The following is a 20,821-nucleotide window of genomic DNA, read 5'->3' as shown; positions in this document are numbered from 1 at the left end:
ATGAATTCTTCCTTTGAATCTCTGATTGAACAGTATCCCTTACCCATTGCCGAACAGTTGCGCCACTGGGCGGCCCGTTATGCCTCGCGAATTGCCGTCGTTGATGCAAAGGGGTCGTTAACCTACAGCGCGCTTGATGCACAAGTTGACGAACTTGCCGCAGGTCTGTCATCACTGGGTTTGCGTTCGGGGGAGCATGTAATTGTGCAGCTTCCCAACGACAACGCGTTTGTTACCCTGCTGTTCGCCTTGTTAAGACTGGGCGTTATCCCCGTGCTGGCGATGCCCTCGCAACGGGCGCTGGATATCGACGCGCTGATTGAGCTGGCGCAACCCGTCGCTTACGTTATTCACGGGGAAAACCACGCAGAGCTGGCCCGACAGATGGCGCACAAACACGCCTGCTTGCGTCATGTTCTGGTCGCTGGAGAGACCATGAGCGACGATTTTACGCCGCTCTTCTCCCTTCACGGTGAGCGACAGGCATGGCCGCAGCCTGATGTTTCCACCACCGCGTTGTTGTTGCTCTCAGGCGGCACAACCGGCACGCCCAAACTCATCCCGCGCCGACATGCCGACTATAGCTATAACTTCAGCGCTTCTGCTGAACTGTGCGGCATCAGCCAACAGAGCGTGTATCTCGCCGTCCTCCCGGTGGCGCATAACTTTCCGCTGGCCTGCCCCGGTATTCTGGGAACGCTTGCCTGCGGCGGAAAAGTGGTGCTGACCGACAGCGCCAGCTGTGATGAGGTGATGCCTTTAATCGCGCAGGAAAGAGTGACTCACGTCGCCCTGGTTCCGGCGCTGGCGCAATTATGGGTGCAGGCCAGGGAGTGGGAAGACAGCGACCTTTCGTCGCTGCGCGTCATTCAGGCAGGCGGCGCCCGGCTCGACCCGACGCTTGCTGAGCAGGTTATCGCCACCTTTGACTGTACCCTGCAACAGGTTTTCGGTATGGCGGAAGGCCTGCTCTGTTTTACCCGGCTGGACGATCCGCATGCCACCATTCTCCACAGCCAGGGGCGCCCGTTGTCCCCTCTGGATGAAATCCGCATCGTTGATCAAGACGAGAACGACGTCGCGCCGGGCGAAACCGGGCAATTGTTAACGCGCGGCCCTTATACCATTTCGGGCTATTACCGCGCCCCTGCCCACAACGCGCAGGCCTTTACCGCGCAAGGGTTTTACCGCACAGGCGACAATGTCAGGCTGGATGAGGTGGGGAACCTGCACGTTGAGGGACGCATAAAAGAGCAGATCAACCGCGCCGGAGAAAAAATAGCCGCGGCTGAAGTGGAATCGGCACTGCTGCGTTTAGCGGAAGTGCAAGATTGCGCGGTGGTCGCCGCGCCGGACACGCTGCTTGGCGAGCGGATTTGCGCGTTTATCATCGCGCAGCAGGTGCCAACTGACTATCAGCAGTTGCGTCAACAACTGACCCGTATGGGGCTCAGCGCGTGGAAAATTCCTGACCAAATCGAGTTTCTGGACCACTGGCCGCTCACCGCCGTCGGCAAGATAGACAAAAAACGCCTGACGGCTCTCGCCGTCGACCGTTATCGCCATTCTGCCCAATAAGCGCAAACCGACCCGAAACAGGTTGAAATAAACCCGTTTCGGGTAGCACTACTATTAGAAATAGTTATCATTTTCAATTCACCATTGTCGGTATTTTTGGCGTTTCGCCGTCTTACAGGGACTCACAACAATGAAAATGACACGGCTTTATCCTCTGGCCTTGGGGGGATTATTGCTCCCCGCCATTGCTAATGCCCAGACTTCACAGCAAGACGAAAGCACGCTGGTGGTTACCGCCAGTAAACAATCTTCCCGCTCGGCATCAGCCAACAACGTCTCGTCTACTGTTGTCAGCGCGCCGGAATTAAGCGACGCCGGCGTCACCGCCAGCGACAAACTCCCCAGAGTCTTGCCCGGGCTCAATATTGAAAATAGCGGCAACATGCTTTTTTCGACGATCTCGCTACGCGGCGTCTCTTCAGCGCAGGACTTCTATAACCCCGCCGTCACCCTGTATGTCGATGGCGTCCCTCAGCTTTCCACCAACACCATCCAGGCGCTTACCGATGTGCAAAGCGTGGAGTTGCTGCGAGGCCCACAGGGAACGTTATATGGCAAAAGCGCTCAGGGCGGGATCATCAACATCGTCACCCAGCAGCCGGACAGCACGCCGCGCGGCTATATTGAAGGCGGCGTCAGTAGCCGCGACAGTTATCGAAGTAAGTTCAACCTGAGCGGCCCCATTCAGGATGGCCTGCTGTACGGCAGCGTCACCCTGTTACGCCAGGTTGATGACGGCGACATGATTAACCCCGCGACGGGAAGCGATGACTTAGGCGGCACCCGCGCCAGCATAGGGAATGTGAAACTGCGTCTGGCGCCGGACGATCAGCCCTGGGAAATGGGCTTTGCCGCCTCACGCGAATGTACCCGCGCCACCCAGGACGCCTATGTGGGATGGAATGATATTAAGGGCCGTAAGCTGTCGATCAGCGATGGTTCACCAGACCCGTACATGCGGCGCTGCACTGACAGCCAGACCCTGAGTGGGAAATACACCACCGATGACTGGGTTTTCAACCTGATCAGCGCCTGGCAGCAGCAGCATTATTCGCGCACCTTCCCTTCCGGTTCGTTAATCGTCAATATGCCTCAGCGCTGGAATCAGGATGTGCAGGAGCTGCGCGCCGCAACCCTGGGCGATGCGCGTACCGTTGATATGGTGTTTGGGCTGTACCGGCAGAACACCCGCGAGAAGTTAAATTCAGCCTACGACATGCCGACAATGCCTTATTTAAGCAGTACCGGCTATACCACCGCTGAAACGCTGGCCGCATACAGTGACCTGACCTGGCATTTAACCGATCGTTTTGATATCGGCGGCGGCGTGCGCTTCTCGCATGATAAATCCAGTACACAATATCACGGCAGCATGCTCGGCAACCCGTTTGGCGACCAGGGTAAGAGCAATGACGATCAGGTGCTCGGGCAGCTATCCGCAGGCTATATGCTGACCGATGACTGGAGAGTGTATACCCGTGTAGCCCAGGGATATAAACCTTCCGGGTACAACATCGTGCCTACTGCGGGTCTTGATGCCAAACCGTTCGTCGCCGAGAAATCCATCAACTATGAACTTGGCACCCGCTACGAAACCGCTGACGTCACGCTGCAAGCCGCGACGTTTTATACCCACACCAAAGACATGCAGCTTTACTCTGGCCCGGTCGGGATGCAGACATTAAGCAATGCGGGTAAAGCCGACGCCACCGGCGTTGAGCTTGAAGCGAAGTGGCGGTTTGCGCCAGGCTGGTCATGGGATATCAATGGCAACGTGATCCGTTCCGAATTCACCAATGACAGTGAGTTGTATCACGGTAACCGGGTGCCGTTCGTACCACGTTATGGCGCGGGAAGCAGCGTGAACGGCGTGATTGATACGCGCTATGGCGCACTGATGCCCCGACTGGCGGTTAATCTGGTCGGGCCGCATTATTTCGATGGCGACAACCAGTTGCGGCAAGGCACCTATGCCACCCTGGACAGCAGCCTGGGCTGGCAGGCGACTGAACGGATGAACATTTCCGTCTATGTCGATAACCTGTTCGACCGTCGTTACCGTACCTATGGCTACATGAACGGCAGCAGCGCCGTCGCGCAGGTCAATATGGGTCGCACCGTCGGTATCAATACGCGAATTGATTTCTTCTGATTATTGTAAAAGGGATACCGAAAAGGTATCCCTTTTACACCACTAGTTAAAACCAGCAACTCAGCAGAGTCGCAAAAAATATTAATCCATAGTGATTATTTAAACAATGAAATTGCGATTAGGATAAATAGATTTAACTTTCTCGTTCCTTTCTCTCCTTATACTAAAGAAATAATCATATCAAAATAAAAATTCACAACAGCGCAACATTAAAAAATACAACCAACAAACAATCCTATATACAAGGCACATCTCCAGAATATAAAAGCACAGGCAAACAACCTAAAAAAAACCCATACATATAAATTATTTTATAGGTAAAATAGATTATATATTCTCATAGCTACCACAAACTATACTAGCCTGAACTATATTTATTCTGCTGCAATCAATGCATACACAACACAAATATCACTCAGGTACACTACTCAAACCACGCTGGGATTTTTCCTCAAGTTATAATCATCACCCCGAAAATCATTCGGCATTTACTCATTAAATAGTCACCCCATAGGCCTGTACATGTTTACTCAGAAATATACATCCTTTTCTCTGTCATAAACCCTCTGATTAATCATAGATAAATACTTGTGACACCAATCTTTTTCCTTAAAGGAACGAATTGTTGTGTAGAAGGAGATAATATTATGTCAAAAAAATATCAGCCATTGCTTATAACTCATTATATGTCAACATGGGTCACTATAACGGAAGCAGTTGAGATCACTACCAAAGCCATAAAACAAAAAATTACTCCTAGCGATATTTATCGTCATGCCTTGAGTGGCAACATCCTACTATCGGTCTATTTCCAGTCTCCTGTGATACTTAAGAAGATACAAACTTTTAATGGAAAAATAAAATTCAGGCAGTTTGAGGGAGACCTACTTGATAAACTATGCATGCTTGACAGGGACGGTTTTATTTATGGTCAAAATTTAAGACTCTGTACAGAAGCCAGATATGTTTGTCCTGTGCAACAAATTATAGATACCCCCCTGTTACGCAAACTCAACCAGTTTCGTACGTTTGCTCGAGGTTTTGATAATGTCCGCCTGGGTGATGAACTGGATGTCCCGGCACAAGTTAGTGAAAAAAATTTAACCCCGCCGCCGGGGAACAGCAGTGGCAACCTTGAGCAACAGATAGCCAGTACTTCACAGCTAATTGGATCTCTGCTCGCCGAAGATATGAACAGCGAGCAAGCAGCAAACATAGCACGTGGATGGGCCTCTTCTCAGGCTTCAGGGGTAATGACAGACTGGTTAAGCCGCTTCGGTACCGCAAGAATCACGCTGGGCGTGGATGAAGATTTCAGCCTGAAGAACTCCCGTGACGGCAACCCTCGAAAATGGCGATTCGATGCAACAAACAGTGAACTATGTGCCGAACGTCACAAATGCTGAAATCACGCTGGCAGCCTCGAAGGATCCGGTGATTGCCGACAATAACGATCTCACGACACTAACAGCACCGTCGCTGATACAGAGGGCAATGCGATAGCCAACACTGAGGTAACATTTACTCTACCGGAAGATGTGAAGGCGAACTTCACGCTGAGCGATGGCGACAAAGCGGTTACTGATGCCGATGGCAAAGCGAAAGTCACGCTGAAAGGTACAAAAGCAGGCGCTCATACCGTGACAGCATCGATGGTTGGCGGTAAGAGTGAGCAGTTGGTGGTGAACTTTACTGCGGATACGCTCACTGCGCAGGTTAATCTTAACGTTACCGAGGACAATTTCATCGCCAATAACATTGGAATGACCAGGCTACAAGCAACAGTGACTGATGGAAACGGCAACCCAGTAGAAGGTATAAAAGTTAATTTCCGCGGAACCTCCGTCACGCTAAGCAGCACCAGCGTTGAAACGGATGATCAGGTTTTCGCTGAAATTCTTGTGACAAGCACCGAGGTCGGACTAAAAACAGTTTCAGCCTCTCTGGCAGATAAACCTACTGAAGTCATCTCGCGATTACTGAATGCCAAGGTAGATGTTATTTCTGCGACGATTACCAGTCAGGAGATACCTGAAGGTCAGGTCATGGTCGCACAAGACATAGCAGTTAAAGCTCACGTTAACGACCAGTTTGGCAACCCGGTGACGCATCAACCCGCGACATTCAGTGCAGCGCAATCCTCGCAAATGATCATCAGCCAGAATACGGTCTCTACTAATACGCAGGGAGTAGCCGAGGTCACCATGACGCCTGAAAGAAACGGCTCGTATACTGTAAAAGCATCCCTAGCGAATGGAGCTTCACTTGAGAAACAACTGGAGGCTATTGATGAAAAACTGACACTCACGTCCAGTCCGCTTATCGGTGTCAATGCTCCTAAAGGCGCTACTCTGACGGCAACGCTAACCTCTGCAAATGGCACTCCAGTGGAGGGTCAGGTCATCAACTTTAGCGTAACGCTAGAAGGTGCGACGTTAAGTGGCGGAAAAGTGAGAACCAACTCTTCAGGTCAGGCTCCAGTCGTTCTGACCAGCAATAAAGTCGGTACATATACGGTGACTGCATCGTTCCATAACGGCGTCACAATACAGACACAGACAACCGTGAAGGTTACTGGCAACCCAAGCACCGCACATGTTGCTAGCTTTATCGCTGATCCGTCGACTATCACCGCCACCAACAGTGATTTAAGTACCTTAAAGGCAACGGTTGAGGATGGCTGTGGTAACCTGATCGAAGGTCTCACTGTGTACTTCGCCTTAAAAAGCGGCTCCACTACATTAACGTCATTAACAGCGGTGACCGATCAAAACGGAATCGCGACAACAAGCGTGAAAGGAGCGATAACGGGGAGCGTCACTGTAAGCACAGTCACAAGCGCAGGTGGAATGCAAACAGTAGATATATCGCTAGTGGCAGGCCCAGCAGACGCCTCGCAGTCCATCCTTAAGAACAACCAGTCATCACTGAAAGGGGACTTTACCGATAGTGCTGAGCTACATCTTGTTCTGCACGATATATCAGGCAATCCGATCAAAGTTTCTTAAGGGATAGAATTTGTGCAATCAGGTACAAACGTGCCCTATATGAAAATTAGCGCAATTGATTACAGTCAAAATATCAACGGTGATTACAAAGCTACTGTTACAGGAGGCGGAGAGGGTATCGCAACGCTGATCCCCGTATTGAATGGTGTTCATCAGGCGGGTCTGAGTACCACGATAGAATTCATTAGCGCGGAAACCAGACCAATGACGGGTACAGTGTCAGTGAATAGTGCAAACCTACCGACAGCTTCATTCCCTTCGCAGGGATTTACCGGGGCGTATTATCAGTTGAATAATGACAACTTTGCACCAGGAAAAACGGCGGCTGATTATTCGTTTTCAAGCTCGGCCTCCTGGGTAGGCGTTGATGCTACTGGTAAAGTGACATTCAAAAATGACGGTGATAGCAATACTGTAATAATCACAGCGCCCCCAAGATCCGGTGGTGCTATTTACCAAACAGTTCCTCCTGAATCGCGTTCGGTGTGACTATGATCATTTTCGGTGAGTATTGCTTTGATCCAAAGGCTGGTTTTCTGTGATGATTGACCAGCCTCAGAGTATTGATGACACCACCGTTCATAACAGATCGGCATTACTATGCATAAGTACTGCCTCAAATTCTCGCCAAAACACTTTTTAATGCCTTTGCGAATTCATCCAGACTTATATTGTCAATTTTTTGCCCAACGACGACTGACTCCGAAACATCGGCCATTGCGGGCCATCGCGTTTTGTAATCAGCATAAATTGCAACAACAGGGGTATTATAGGCACTTGCCATATGTAATATTGAGGTGTCAGGAGTTATTGCCATATAAGCATCTTTTATGATTGCTGCTGAACGTTTAATCGAGGGTGATAAGGATAAACGGTAGACATTATTATAACAATCCACTAATGCCCTGGCTTTATCTTCCCCTTTGGGTCCATAAACGATCACTATTGGCATATCTGTTTCACTTTGAATTTTTGCTATTAGATTTTCTGCAATCGATAATGAAAATGTACGTTCCTGCGAGCTACCGTCTAAATTGAGCGCAATGTAAGATCCTAACGATCGCATTTCCTCGCGTACCTCATCGAGTACATCATCGCTTAATGGCAATTCATATATTGACCTGACTGCCGGAAAACCCGCCTCACGCATCATAAATGCCCATGTCATGGGTACAGGAGCCCGGAGATTCTGATCCATCCGGGACGCGTTCTTACACAAAGGGGAATAGCACTTCATGGTTAAACCGACGACCTGGAAATTCGTTTTTGCTTTCAACTGACTGATAAATATCATCATTTTCAGGTTCTTTTTACGCATCGCCTCTATACAAAGATCCGGCGTACCGTATTGCAGTGTTATGTTCTTCGCTAAATCTTTTATTTCTTTTAATGTTGCGTGATCCTGCATAGTCATTGTGACTAATGTTAATTTAGTCTGTTCAAGTTTGAGCGCATTAAAGACTTCTAAATTAATTGTCGATGTAACAATTAATAGATGCTTAATTTTATGCAATTCAAGCGCCCGAATAACAGGAAAGATGGCCATAGCATCGCCAATCTGATCGGGAATATGTATGACAACAAAGTCTGTTTTTTCAATATTAAAATTATAAGATTTATAATCGTAGTAACTAAATGCAATACGTCTCAACGATGATACTAAAAACATAACTAACCTCGCCTCCCTACTGGTTATAATGCAATGCAGTCTATCAGAATCATCAGGGTGCAATTTTGTGCATATGCGGACTTTTATGTTTCATATCTCGAACCTGTGGGCCCTCTGCTTAATCCTTAAACAACACCAGCAACTCCTGCGCTTTCATCTTCCATCGAATTTTTCATGTTGCCGCTAATCAGCCATAAAATCATTTGCAGATGCGCTCTGTCGAGGTAGTCTCATAAGGTTCGTTTATAGATCGACGGCAATGTGAGTTACCTTTTCCATACTAATTATAAAAAGACAGTACAAACAGGATCATTATGGACTCCACGCTCATCTCCACTCGTCCCGATGAAGGGACGCTTTCGTTAAGTCGCGCCCGACGAGCTGCGTTAGGCAGTTTCGCTGGTGCCGTCGTCGACTGGTATGATTTTTTACTCTATGGCATTACCGCCGCACTGGTGTTTAATCGCGAGTTTTTCCCGCAAGTAAGCCCGGCGATGGGAACGCTCGCCGCATTTGCCACCTTTGGTGTCGGCTTCCTTTTCCGACCGCTCGGCGGTGTCATTTTCGGTCACTTTGGCGACCGACTGGGACGTAAGCGCATGTTAATGCTGACCGTCTGGATGATGGGCATTGCGACAGCCTTGATTGGTATTCTTCCTTCATTCTCGACCATTGGGTGGTGGGCACCTATTTTGCTGGTGACACTGCGTGCCATTCAGGGATTTGCCGTCGGCGGCGAATGGGGAGGCGCAGCGTTGCTTTCCGTTGAAAGTGCGCCGAAAAATAAAAAAGCCTTTTACAGTAGCGGTGTACAAGTTGGCTACGGAGTAGGTTTACTGCTTTCAACCGGACTGGTTTCATTGATCAGTATGATGACGACTGACGAACAGTTTTTAAGCTGGGGCTGGCGCATTCCTTTCCTGTTTAGCATCGTACTGGTACTGGGAGCATTGTGGGTGCGCAATGGCATGGAGGAGTCCGCGGAATTTGAACAACAGCAACATAATCAAGCGGCCGCGAAAAAACGCATCCCGGTTATCGAAGCTCTGTTACGACATCCCGGTGCTTTCCTGAAGATTATTGCACTACGACTGTGCGAGTTGCTGACGATGTACATTGTTACTGCCTTTGCACTTAATTATTCAACCCAGAATATGGGGTTACCGCGCGAACTTTTCCTTAATATTGGTTTGCTGGTAGGTGGATTAAGCTGCCTGACAATTCCCTGTTTTGCCTGGCTTGCCGATCGTTTTGGTCGGCGCAGGGTTTATATCACAGGCGCGTTGATCGGAACGTTGAGCGCATTTCCTTTCTTTATGGCGCTTGAAGCACAATCTATTTTCTGGATAGTTTTCTTCTCCATAATGCTGGCAAACATTGCGCATGACATGGTGGTGTGTGTGCAACAACCGATGTTTACCGAAATGTTTGGTGCCAGTTATCGCTACAGTGGTGCTGGAGTCGGTTATCAGGTTGCCAGTGTGGTTGGCGGTGGATTTACACCTTTTATTGCCGCTGCACTCATCACTTACTTTGCCGGGAACTGGCATAGCGTCGCCATTTATTTGCTGGCTGGATGCCTGATTTCTGCAATGACCGCTTTATTGATGAAAGACAATCAACGCTCGTGATAGCCTGGCGAAGATCATCCGATCTTCGCCTTATACTTTTGTTTCACATTCCTGTGACATACTATCGGATGTGCGGTAATTGTATGGAACAGGAGACACACATGAATAATAAGGGCTCCGGTCTGACCCCAGCTCAGGCACTGGATAAACTCGACGCGCTGTATGAGCAATCTGTAGTTGCTTTACGCAACGCCATTGGCAAATATATTACAAGTGGCGAATTACCTGATGAAAACGCCCGCAAACAAGGTCTTTTTGTCTATCCATCACTGACCGTAACCTGGGACGGTAGCACAACTAATCCCCCCAAAACGCGCGCATTTGGTCGTTTTACCCACGCAGGCAGCTACACCACCACGATTACTCGCCCTACTCTCTTTCGTTCGTATCTCAATGAACAACTTACGTTGCTGTATCAGGATTATGGTGCGCATATCTCGGTGCAACCCTCGCAGCATGAAATCCCTTATCCTTATGTCATCGATGGCTCTGAATTGACACTTGATCGCTCAATGAGCGCTGGGTTAACTCGCTACTTCCCGACAACAGAACTGGCGCAAATTGGCGATGAAACTGCAGACGGCATTTATCATCCAACGGAATTCTCCCCGCTATCGCATTTTGATGCTCGCCGGGTTGATTTTTCCCTCGCACGGTTGCGCCATTATACCGGTACGCCAGTAGAACATTTTCAACCGTTCGTCTTGTTTACCAACTACACACGTTATGTGGATGAATTCGTTCGTTGGGGATGCAGCCAGATCCTCGATCCTGATAGTCCCTACATTGCCCTTTCTTGTGCTGGCGGGAACTGGATCACTGCCGAAACCGAAGCGCCAGAAGAAGCCATTTCCGACCTTGCATGGAAAAAACACCAGATGCCAGCATGGCATTTAATTACCGCTGATGGTCAGGGTATTACTCTGGTGAATATTGGCGTGGGACCGTCCAATGCTAAAACCATCTGCGATCATCTGGCAGTGCTACGCCCGGATGTCTGGTTGATGATTGGTCACTGTGGCGGATTACGTGAAAGCCAGGCCATTGGAGATTATGTCCTTGCACACGCTTATTTACGCGATGACCACGTTCTTGATGCAGTTCTCCCGCCCGATATTCCTATTCCGAGCATTGCGGAAGTGCAACGTGCGCTTTATGACGCTACCAAGTTAGTCAGCGGCAGGCCTGGTGAAGAAGTCAAACAGCGGTTACGTACTGGCACGGTGGTAACCACAGATGACAGGAACTGGGAGTTACGTTACTCAGCTTCTGCACTTCGTTTTAACTTAAGCCGGGCCGTAGCAATTGATATGGAAAGTGCAACCATTGCCGCGCAAGGATATCGTTTCCGCGTGCCATACGGGACACTACTGTGTGTTTCAGATAAACCGTTACATGGTGAGATTAAGCTTCCCGGCCAGGCTAACCGTTTTTATGAAGGCGCTATTTCCGAACACCTGCAAATTGGCATTCGGGCGATCGATTTGCTGCGCGCAGAAGGCGACCGACTGCATTCACGTAAATTACGAACCTTTAATGAGCCGCCGTTCCGATAATAAGTTATGAACCTTCTTATCAGAAATAGATGTGAAGGATTAAGTAAGACATCTGGCAAATAGCCTGCAATAAACGCGGGCTGTTTGCTTCCTTGGGCAGATGCGAGTTTTATTATCGTCTTAATGATTTCCACATATTAAAAGCAAGTATGCTTTCAAAACACAATTATAAAAAATCCCGCCAACAACATTATTTTTTATAAAATTAAATATAAAATTATGGATTTAGAATATTTTTATTTCTAATAGACGAGATTTTTCCTGTTATGATATAATATGCCGAATTAACACATGTTAACGATTTACCAGTAATGTAAATAAATTTTCGAGGAGATCATTCCAGTGGGACGTAAATGGGCCAATATTGTTGCTAAAAAAACGGCTAAAGACGGTGCAACGTCTAAAATTTATGCAAAATTCGGTGTAGAAATCTATGCTGCTGCCAAACAAGGTGAACCCGATCCAGAATTAAACACATCTTTAAAATTCGTTATTGAACGTGCAAAGCAGGCACAAGTTCCAAAGCACGTTATTGATAAAGCAATTGATAAAGCCAAAGGCGGCGGAGATGAAACGTTCGTACAGGGACGTTATGAAGGCTTTGGTCCTAATGGCTCAATGATTATTGCTGAGACATTGACTTCAAATGTTAACCGTACGATTGCTAACGTTCGCACAATTTTCAATAAAAAAGGCGGCAATATCGGAGCGGCAGGTTCTGTCAGCTATATGTTTGACAATACGGGTGTGATTGTATTTAAAGGAACAGACCCTGACCATATTTTTGAAATTTTGCTTGAAGCTGAAGTTGATGTTCGTGATGTAACTGAAGAAGAAGATAATATTGTTATTTATACTGAACCTACTGACCTTCATAAAGGAATCGCGGCGCTAAAAGCAGCTGGAATCACTGAGTTCTCAACAACAGAATTAGAAATGATTGCTCAATCTGAAGTTGAGCTTTCCCCAGAAGATTTAGAAATCTTTGAAGGGCTTGTTGATGCCCTTGAAGATGACGACGATGTACAAAAAGTTTATCATAACGTCGCAAATCTCTAATTATATGTTAAAGAAATCTGTCTTTATGGCAGATTTCTTTAATCTCATATAATCCTTATAAAAATATAATGTTTAACTCGTCATATTGCTTATAAAAAATCCCCGTTCCCAGAGAAATAATATTTATTAAAATGGCAGGTCTTCTTTTTCTGATTACCGAAGACAAAGTGGCAATTACGTATAGTTTCCCGATAAAGACGCGACAGCTACATCCCGCATAAGGCATTTTTCTCTTTATCTTTGTACGGTACTTCATGGAACAGAATTTTTGACCTTGTGAATCGTGATATCTGTTGGGGAGGGGCAATTTGCTCACTGAAGCGTGAGACTCGATTAAGCGCACGAAACACAGAAATCAAAAACCCGGCCACTTTTTTACAAAGTGACCGGGTAAAAATAATTTTTATTTTTTAACTGTCCTGAGACTCATAGAGATGTCTCAAAACTAAAATTTGGCTCCTCTGACTGGACTCGAACCAGTGACATACGGATTAACAGTCCGCCGTTCTACCGACTGAACTACAGAGGAATCGTGAGAACGAGGCGAATATTAGCGATGCCCACCCACAATGTCAAAGCCTGTTTTTTAAATTTGAAATCGTTTGCTGAAATAATCTGCATTTTGTCGTTTATTCCGACACAACTGGCTTTTTTTCACACTTTTGCGGCTCGGATCGAGGGTATTTCCATAGCCAACGTCCAGTAACCATTCGCCAGTAAAACAGCACGGCCCGCACAGCCCAGTCGGCAAACATTCCCATCCAGACACCAACCACACCCCAGCCAAGCATGATTCCCAGCACATAACCGACTACAACCCGGCAACCCCACATGCTCAACATAGAAACCCACATGGCGTAACGGGCATCACGAGCCCCCTTAAATCCAGCGGGTAGCACCCATGAGGCGGACCAAATAGGCATAAATAAAGCATTTAGCCAAATCAGAATCACAACGACGTGTTTAACCTGTGGATCCTGGGTGTAAAACGATGCCATAACCCCGGCAAAGGGAGCCGTTAGCCAGGCGATGGCCGTTAATCCAAGAGTGGACAGCCAGAACACATGCCGCAACTGAATCTCTGCTTGCGCTATCTGCCCTACCCCCAACCTTCGGCCTGTAATGATCGTAGAAGCAGAGCCGAGCGCACTTCCGGGTAAGTTGATAAGAGCCGCAATTGAAAACGCGATAAAATTTCCGGCAATAACGCTGGTCCCCATCCCGGCAACGAACATTTGGGTTAATAACCGACCACTGGTAAATAGCACTGATTCGACACTCGCTGGAATACCAATCCCCATGACTTCCCAGATAATGCTAAAATTCAGCGGTTTAAAATAGCTCTTTAATGAAATCCTTAGCGCAGGATTAAAACCAATCGCCAGCACCCACAAAATTGCAACTGCGCCAATATAACGAGAAATGGTTAAACCCAACCCAGCCCCGACAAATCCCAGTCCCGGCCAGGAGAAAAGGCCGTAAATCAATATGCCGCTAATAATAATATTAAGAATATTCAGGCTACCGTTAATCAGTAGCGGTATTTTCGTATTCCCTGCACCACGAAGTGCCCCGCTACCAATAAGAGTGATGGCAGCTGCTGGATAACTGAGTACGGTCAGCTCCAGATAAGTCAACGCCAGTGCTTTAACGTCTGTCGTGGCATCACCCGCGACGAAATCAATAATTTGTTCGCCAAAATGATGAATTAGCGTTGCCAACAGTACGGCAAACAACGTCATGATCACCAATGACTGCCGCGTCGCCACCCTCGCTCGTCGTCGATCTCGCTTACCGAGACTAAATGCTACAACGACAGTAGTACCAAGATCGATAGCTGCAAAAAAAGCCATAATGACCATATTGAAGCTGTCCGCCAACCCCACGCCGGCCATCGCATCTTTTCCCAGCCAGCTGACCAGAAAAGTGCTCAGGACCCCCATCAACAGGACACAGGCGTTCTCCATGAAGATAGGAACAGCAAGCGGGGTTATCTCGCGCCAGAACAACACTTTGTAGCTCTTGCGTTTAGAGTGCCAGCGAGTGCCGTGAACAACCTGGCGTAAAGCAGAGGAGATATTCAAAGCCGACCTTAATTGCAGAAAGTGAAACCACATTTCAAATGATGAGGGAGAATCAGCAAAGCTGCAAAGATTTTCGCCAACAAATTGTCTGCAAATGCAACAAACTGTTGATAGAAACGGCAAACAGTTGGGAAATTTAAAAATCGGGTTTGACAAAATATTTTTCGCCGTTAAGATGTGCCTCAACAGCGATTCCTCTGTAGTTCAGTCGGTAGAACGGCGGACTGTTAATCCGTATGTCACTGGTTCGAGTCCAGTCAGAGGAGCCAAATTTCTGAAAAGCCCGCTTTTATAGCGGGCTTTTTGCTATATCTGATAATCAATTTCCTCTTCACTGTTTTCCATCACCTGGCGCTTGATATCCTCAACTGACAGTCCTGCATTACAAAGTTCCAGAAAGCGCCAGACATAGTTACGCTGAAGTTGCCCTCGCTTCAGTCCCAACCAGACAGTATTAGCATCGAAAAGATGCCGCGTATCCAGGCGGATTAAATTCTTTTCCTCTTGTTCGCCGCTGGATTGTTCGGCAACTAATCCGATCCCAAGCCCAAGAGCAACATAGGTTTTAATGACATCAGAATCCTGTGCACTTAATACAATATCTGCCGGCAAACCTTTGCGGGCAAATGCGTCATCAATGCGTGAGCGCCCCGTAATTCCCTGTCGGTAAGTAATTAACGGCCACTTCGCTATTGATTCCAGCGTCAATGGTGTAATTTGCGTTAAGGGATGATCGAGTGGAACAAGCAAACTATGGTGCCAGCGAAACCACGGGAAGGCGACGAGCTGCGGGTCATTACTCAAACGCTCGCTGGCGATACCAATATCAGCTTCGCCATTTTGCAACAACGTCGCAATTTCCTGTGGCGTACCCTGGATTAGCTCGAGCCGAACCTCCGGGAAAAGTTCGCGAAAAGCTTTAATGACCTCTGGCAAGCTATAACGTGCCTGAGTATGCGTCGTTGCAATAGTGAGAACACCAGACGTATCGTTGGTAAACAGGTCTGCAAGCCGACGAACATTACTGGCTTCATTCAGAATACGTTCTGCAATGACCAGTAATGCTTTGCCCGGTTCAGTCATGCCCAGCAGTCGCTTACCTCGTCGAACAAATATTTCGATGCCAAGTTCATCCTCCAGTTCCCGAATATGACGGCTAACGCCTGACTGTGAGGTAAAAAGCATATTCGCAACCTCTGTCAGGTTGTAATCCTGACGTGCAGCCTCGCGGATTATCTTTAGTTGTTGGAAATTCACGGTAAACTCCGGGCAGTTCAGATATCCCGTTATTGTTAAAGTCTAATGCCCGGCATAACAAATAATAAAAACCCGCATCTTATTCCATCCCGATATAACGCTTAGCTCACCAATTGCCACTGCCTTTTTTCCATCACTGGAGAACTCATCACTGACATTAACAACTCTTTCACTGCTTGCGCCTGTGGTGATAAGTTCGCTCTGGCGGGTAAATTTAATGACAAAGAGAGACTCATTGAAGGTGTGGTAATGCGTGACATCCATCCGTTTACTGCGCCACATAACGAACGCGCGGCCGATTCGGGTAATACTGCAACGCCCATGCCGCTGGCAATCGCTGCGGTAAGCGTGGCAATAGACTCAATTTCACCAATGACTTTTGCCGTGAGTCGCCGTAGGGAAAAAGCCTCATCAACACGAAGTCTAATAGCACTGTAATCACTGGGGAGAAAGAGGTTCATTTGCGCAATAGCATTAACATCAACGCTTTGCCCCGGGCAATCTTGAGTTCCTACCAGGAAAAGATCTTCTTTCAGCAAAGCCTGACTGGATACCCCAGCCACAGGGGAATGCTCATAAATAACCGCCATATCGAGTTGGTGATTTATCAGTTTTTCGTTAAGCACTGCACCACTATTTTCATGAAGATAGATAACGACCTCCGGGAATTCAGCGCGAACCGCCTGTAATAAGGGCATGGTGATGGATGACGCAGCGGTTCCTGGCGCAAAGCCAATCGAGACTTGCCCCGATAATGACTGACCAACGTTATGCACCGCCAGTTGGGCCTGCTCACACTGACGTAAAATGGCCCGTGCATGGGTATAGAGAATTTTTCCGGCGTCTGTTGGCGTAACGCCCCGTTTTGTGCGAATCAAAAGCTGTTGATTTAACTCACCTTCCAGTGTGGCAACCTGCTGGCTGAGCGCTGGTTGTGCGATATGCAATACTTCAGCAGCCTGGGTCAGGCTACCAATATCTACAATTTTTACGAAGTATTTCAGGCGTCTGAAGTTCATGTTGCCTCCGGTTTTTAAGAATCGGCCCAAGTGCCGCCATTACTTACAACCAGAATGCAAGATGCTTGCCAGTTCTATTTTGGCGTTGATGCGCAAGCTAACCAACTGTCAAATAAGAGATTATGATAGATTCGTCATTGGCCCTTTTTATCAGCAGTCGCATTCACCTGCCCTATAAAAGGAGGGTATGCACCACGATGGTTCATTACCCAATAAGATTGAAAGCTCACCACTTTGTTGAAATTGGCAGCAAACAAACAAAAAAATGCATTTCACCCTTTGACATCACCATGCACTGCCATTAATATGCGCCCCGTTCACACGATTCCTCTGTAGTTCAGTCGGTAGAACGGCGGACTGTTAATCCGTATGTCACTGGTTCGAGTCCAGTCAGAGGAGCCAAATTCAAAAAAGCCTGCTTTCGAGCAGGCTTTTTGCTTTCTAATTACCAACTTATTGGTCATTCCAGATCAGCATGTCGGGTAAACATTGTGGCACTGCTTTCACCCAGTTCCGACATCAACGCCAGAACAATTGCATCATAAGTAATAAAGCAGAGTTGCTCAAAAGCTGAGCCCATTGGTTGCGCGAAAGTGCCTGCAACACGATTGTTATCGTCTTTCACACTTCCTGGTAGTACCAACACAGATTGAGCTAATTTACCGATCGTCGAATCAGCTTTCATAGTGACCAGAGCGACGTTTACTCCGCTATCAACTGCTTTTTGTGCCAGACTTTTCAAACTGGTAGTTTCACCACTGCCTGACCCAATAATTAATAGATCTCCAGGTTGGGTATGCGGTGATGATATTTCTCCCACAACGCTTACTGAAAAACCTAAGTGCAGCAAGCGATTAGCAAAAGCGCGAATAGCAATGCCACTACGCCCAGCTCCCTGCAAAAAAATATGCCGGGCATTTCTGATTTGCGAAATAAACTGTGCAGCCTGAGAATCGTCAATCTTCAGCGCATTATTCTCTAATTCATGCAGAATATTAATAGTATTTTCTTGAACACTCATTTTTTCTCTCCCTTTTTAAGCAATAGTCCGGCCACCATCCATTAAAATGGTTTGTCCCTGAATATAAGAGTTATCTTTATCCGCCAAAAATATTGCCAGGTTAGCCACATCATCGATAGTCCCCAGACGACGGACGGGTATTTTTTCCAGGACAGCGTCTAAATCGGCTTGTGTTGGATAATTGACCCGCATCATCTCTCCGGTGTCTATTAAGCGAGGAGCGATCGCATTAACATTGACGCCTTTTGGTCCTAACTCCTTTGCCAGACCGCGAATCAACCCTTCACCTCCCGCTTTGCTGGCAGGATAACTCACACCGCCCCCAGTCCCCGAAAGCGCTGATCCCGATGAGATATAAACAATAGATCCCTTATTTGTCAGGAAATCATCATAAAACGCCTTAACGGTATTAAATAATCCTGATAAGTTAATTGCGATAGTCTTATTCCATTCCTCAAAAGAAATATTGTTAACTTTATTGGCAAATGCCACACCGGCATTTAATATCAACACATCAATACGACCAAAGGTAGCAATTACCTTTTCCCGTACATCGACTAATGCCTGTGGATCGGAGACATCTGTTTTAACAAACAGCGATTTAACATCGCCAAAAGTTAACTCTGCTGCAGTGGCCTTGCCGTTCTCTTCGTTATAGTCAACAATAACAGTATGTGCACCACGATCAGCAAATTGTTTAGCTATCCCTTTGCCAATACCGTGAGCACCTCCGGTAACTAAAACCACTTTACCTGCAAAATTACTCATTACTTTTCTCCATTAAAGACTTTTTAGTTGAGGTTTTCCTCCCGATATGAAATCGAAAACCTCACTTAGCTGGATGTAAAATTTTTAGATTGTGATCACTGAACAGCGATTTTTAATGCCTGGTAACTTTCATGAGGCTGTTTGTTAAATAATGCACCGCCAACAACAATAAGGTCAGCCCCCGCTTCTTTAACTTGTTTCACATTATCAAGATTAACGCCACCATCCACTTCAATTTGAATATCTCTGCCAGATATCATTTTTTTGGTATTACGGATTTTCTCCAGACTTTTATGAATAAATGTCTGGCCTGGTTGCCCGGGGTTAATTGTCATTAACAATATATAATCAATATCATCTAATAAATACTCGATGACAGATCCAGGTGTCCCAGGATTAAGCACAACACCTGCTTTGCGCCCCGCTTTTTTGATTTTTTGAATAATATAATGTACATGTGGCGTAGATTCATAATGTACAGAAATCATCTCCGCCCCGGTATTGATTACATCATCAATATGTCGCTCAGGATTTGCCAGCATCATATGCACATCAAAGATCATCGAACTGGCTTTTTTCATTGCTGCAATTTGATTTGGGCCAAAGGCAATATTACTGACGTAAGTGCCATCCATTAAATCAACGTGCAATATTTCAGTTTGTTCCTCTTCCAGAAAATGAATTTCATCTTTCAGGCGTAAAATATCCGCGCCAAATATAGAAGGTAATATTTTTGCCATTTAAAAACTCCAGATTATTAAATCAATGTAATACGGTGCTCAACCAATAGGTTAAAATTTCCCACGGGCCGGTTAATACAAAATCTGTACCTTGTCCTTGCAAGCCTACACCGGCTCCAGCTAAAAATTGCGTTGCCCCTGGTGCGACATAACCGCCTAAATACATCACTACAACGCAGAATAACAAGGTCGAGATAATCGAACGAACCACGTTACCATTGCTGACCATTACGGTCATGGTGGTCATATAAATAATTGACATCAATACGCCAATTGGGAAGATCTTAATATCAGGTAATACCAGAGCACATAGCATGGTTAAAGGAATGGTAATGACTGTCACGGTGACCGTCGCCGGATCCCCCAATGCCAGTGCACAATCCATACCGATGTTTAATTCAGCATCTTTACCCATCTGTTTTTGCATGATTTCTTTGGCACTTTTCCCAATCGGGTTAAGACCTTCCATCAGCACACCGACCACTTTAGGTAACAATACCATTACGCCAGCAACCCCCATCGCCATGGGAACAATTGTGGTAATGGCCTGTTTCGTTAAAACTCCGAGTAATGCGCCAACGATAATACCGATAATTGCAGGTTCACCAAAGACACCCAGGCGTTTTTGCACGCTGTTTAAGTCAACATCTAACTTATTTAACCCGGGGATGTAATCAATGATTTTATTTACTACCCAGGCGAACGGCAGAGTCCAGCCGATATGAATCATCGTGGTACAGGTCGTTCCCTCGAGTCCATAATATTTTTGCCATCTGGGCGCAATCAAATCGCCAATAAACAGAGCCGCAATACTCAAAGCCACCGCGACAGAGAAACCGATGATAAAACTGTCGAACACAAAATATGCCAGAGCACCCGGAACTAAAAAATGCATATAGTTCCAGATATCAACATTCAACGTTTTGGTTAATTTCAGGCGCACCAGAATCAGGTTAAGTACGATGCCAACTGGTATCACTAATGCGGCAAAAGGTGCTACCCATGCAGCAGCACCGACTGCTGGCCAACCAATATCTGCAACCGTAAAACCACTACCTACTTTTGAGTAATATTCAATAGCTGGCTGTAATGAACTGTTTAATAAACCAACAACCAACCCTAAACCAATAAAACCAATACCGACTGTGATGCCCGACTTGATCGCGGCACCTGGTTTCATTCTGAACACCAGACCTAAAATAAATATCACCAGCGGCAGTATTGCAGTCGCCCCCATTCCGGTGATTGTTTCCATTAAATTTTTCAACATTTCCATTTT

The 20,821-nt window shown here is 46.8% G+C and carries 14 protein-coding genes, 3 tRNA genes and 1 pseudogene; 9 read left to right on the top strand and 9 right to left on the bottom strand.

The annotated features are described in order from the left end of the window. The 4 genes and pseudogenes from ybtE to C4F37_RS04780 all read left to right on the top strand — a co-directional run. On the top strand, positions 1–1,578 hold the full coding sequence (ybtE, locus tag C4F37_RS04800; RefSeq protein WP_001088819.1) for a yersiniabactin biosynthesis salycil-AMP ligase YbtE: 1,578 nt from the start codon (positions 1–3) through the stop codon (positions 1,576–1,578). 130 nt (positions 1,579–1,708) lie between these two features. Further along, positions 1,709–3,730, top strand: a complete 2,022-nt coding sequence (fyuA, locus tag C4F37_RS04795) for a siderophore yersiniabactin receptor FyuA (RefSeq protein WP_000784549.1) — start codon at positions 1,709–1,711, stop codon at positions 3,728–3,730. A gap of 647 nt (positions 3,731–4,377) precedes the next feature. Beyond that, complete coding sequence (locus tag C4F37_RS04790; protein ID WP_001773982.1) at positions 4,378–5,136, top strand: inverse autotransporter beta domain-containing protein; 759 nt, start codon at positions 4,378–4,380, stop codon at positions 5,134–5,136. Continuing rightward, positions 5,063–7,194: pseudogene (locus tag C4F37_RS04780) on the top strand (Ig-like domain-containing protein); the annotation flags it as partial. The gene C4F37_RS04790 and the pseudogene C4F37_RS04780, both read left to right, overlap by 74 nt. Positions 7,195–7,354: 160 nt before the next feature. Here C4F37_RS04780 and C4F37_RS04770 read toward each other — a convergent pair. Next, positions 7,355–8,407: a glycosyltransferase family 9 protein gene (locus C4F37_RS04770; protein ID WP_001773984.1), complete on the bottom strand. Its 1,053-nt coding sequence runs from the start codon at positions 8,405–8,407 to the stop codon at positions 7,355–7,357. Positions 8,408–8,721: 314 nt separating this feature from the next. On the opposite strand from C4F37_RS04770, the gene shiA reads away from it, so the two are divergent. The 3 genes from shiA (at position 8,722) to C4F37_RS04755 (ending at position 12,653) form a co-directional block, all read left to right on the top strand. Next, entirely contained in the window at positions 8,722–10,038 is a 1,317-nt protein-coding gene (shiA, locus tag C4F37_RS04765) for a shikimate transporter (protein ID WP_000378563.1), read from the top strand. A gap of 101 nt (positions 10,039–10,139) precedes the next feature. Further along, positions 10,140–11,594, top strand: a complete 1,455-nt coding sequence (amn, locus tag C4F37_RS04760; protein WP_001060231.1) for an AMP nucleosidase — start codon at positions 10,140–10,142, stop codon at positions 11,592–11,594. Between the two features lie 342 nt (positions 11,595–11,936). Next, positions 11,937–12,653, top strand: coding sequence for a YebC/PmpR family DNA-binding transcriptional regulator (locus C4F37_RS04755; protein WP_000532919.1), 717 nt, complete (start codon positions 11,937–11,939; stop codon positions 12,651–12,653). Between the two features lie 453 nt (positions 12,654–13,106). On the opposite strand, the gene C4F37_RS04745 is transcribed toward C4F37_RS04755, so the two are convergent. After that, positions 13,107–13,182 (bottom strand) — tRNA-Asn (locus C4F37_RS04745). Positions 13,183–13,282: 100 nt separating this feature from the next. Continuing rightward, positions 13,283–14,770 (bottom strand): toxic metabolite efflux MATE transporter YeeO, encoded by a 1,488-nt coding sequence (yeeO, locus tag C4F37_RS04740; protein ID WP_001304260.1) that lies wholly within the window; start codon positions 14,768–14,770, stop codon positions 13,283–13,285. 160 nt (positions 14,771–14,930) lie between these two features. Here yeeO and C4F37_RS04735 point away from each other — a divergent pair. After that, positions 14,931–15,006: transfer RNA gene (locus C4F37_RS04735), tRNA-Asn, on the top strand. Positions 15,007–15,043: 37 nt separating this feature from the next. Here the strand turns inward: C4F37_RS04735 and cbl are convergent. After that, a complete protein-coding gene (gene cbl, locus C4F37_RS04730) occupies positions 15,044–15,994 on the bottom strand; it encodes an HTH-type transcriptional regulator Cbl (RefSeq protein ID WP_001011024.1) in 951 nt (316 codons plus the stop codon). A 101-nt stretch (positions 15,995–16,095) separates the two neighbouring features. Then, positions 16,096–17,013 carry a nitrogen assimilation transcriptional regulator NAC gene (gene nac / locus C4F37_RS04725; RefSeq protein ID WP_001773985.1) on the bottom strand — a complete coding sequence of 306 codons (918 nt, stop codon included), beginning with the start codon at positions 17,011–17,013 and terminating at the stop codon, positions 16,096–16,098. Positions 17,014–17,339: 326 nt separating this feature from the next. Between nac and C4F37_RS04720 the strand changes: the two genes are divergently transcribed. Continuing rightward, positions 17,340–17,415: transfer RNA gene (locus C4F37_RS04720), tRNA-Asn, on the top strand. Positions 17,416–17,473: 58 nt separating this feature from the next. Here the strand turns inward: C4F37_RS04720 and hxlB are convergent. The 4 genes from hxlB to C4F37_RS04700 form a co-directional block, all read right to left on the bottom strand. Next, a complete protein-coding gene (gene hxlB / locus C4F37_RS04715; RefSeq protein WP_000116008.1) occupies positions 17,474–18,034 on the bottom strand; it encodes a 6-phospho-3-hexuloisomerase in 561 nt (186 codons plus the stop codon). 15 nt (positions 18,035–18,049) lie between these two features. Further along, on the bottom strand, positions 18,050–18,802 hold the full coding sequence (locus tag C4F37_RS04710; RefSeq protein WP_000064392.1) for an SDR family NAD(P)-dependent oxidoreductase: 753 nt from the start codon (positions 18,800–18,802) through the stop codon (positions 18,050–18,052). A 95-nt stretch (positions 18,803–18,897) separates the two neighbouring features. Then, positions 18,898–19,542, bottom strand: coding sequence for a ribulose-phosphate 3-epimerase (gene rpe / locus C4F37_RS04705; RefSeq protein ID WP_001773986.1), 645 nt, complete (start codon positions 19,540–19,542; stop codon positions 18,898–18,900). A 22-nt stretch (positions 19,543–19,564) separates the two neighbouring features. Further along, entirely contained in the window at positions 19,565–20,818 is a 1,254-nt protein-coding gene (locus C4F37_RS04700) for a PTS transporter subunit IIC (RefSeq protein WP_000425551.1), read from the bottom strand. Between the last annotated feature and the right edge of the window lie 3 nt (positions 20,819–20,821).

The sequence above is a fragment of the Escherichia sp. R1 genome (genome assembly GCF_003000935.1).
Taxonomy (GTDB): domain Bacteria; phylum Pseudomonadota; class Gammaproteobacteria; order Enterobacterales; family Enterobacteriaceae; genus Escherichia; species Escherichia coli.
The sequence above is the reverse complement of the archived record's forward strand: the minus strand, read 5'-3'. Positions and strand labels throughout refer to the sequence as shown.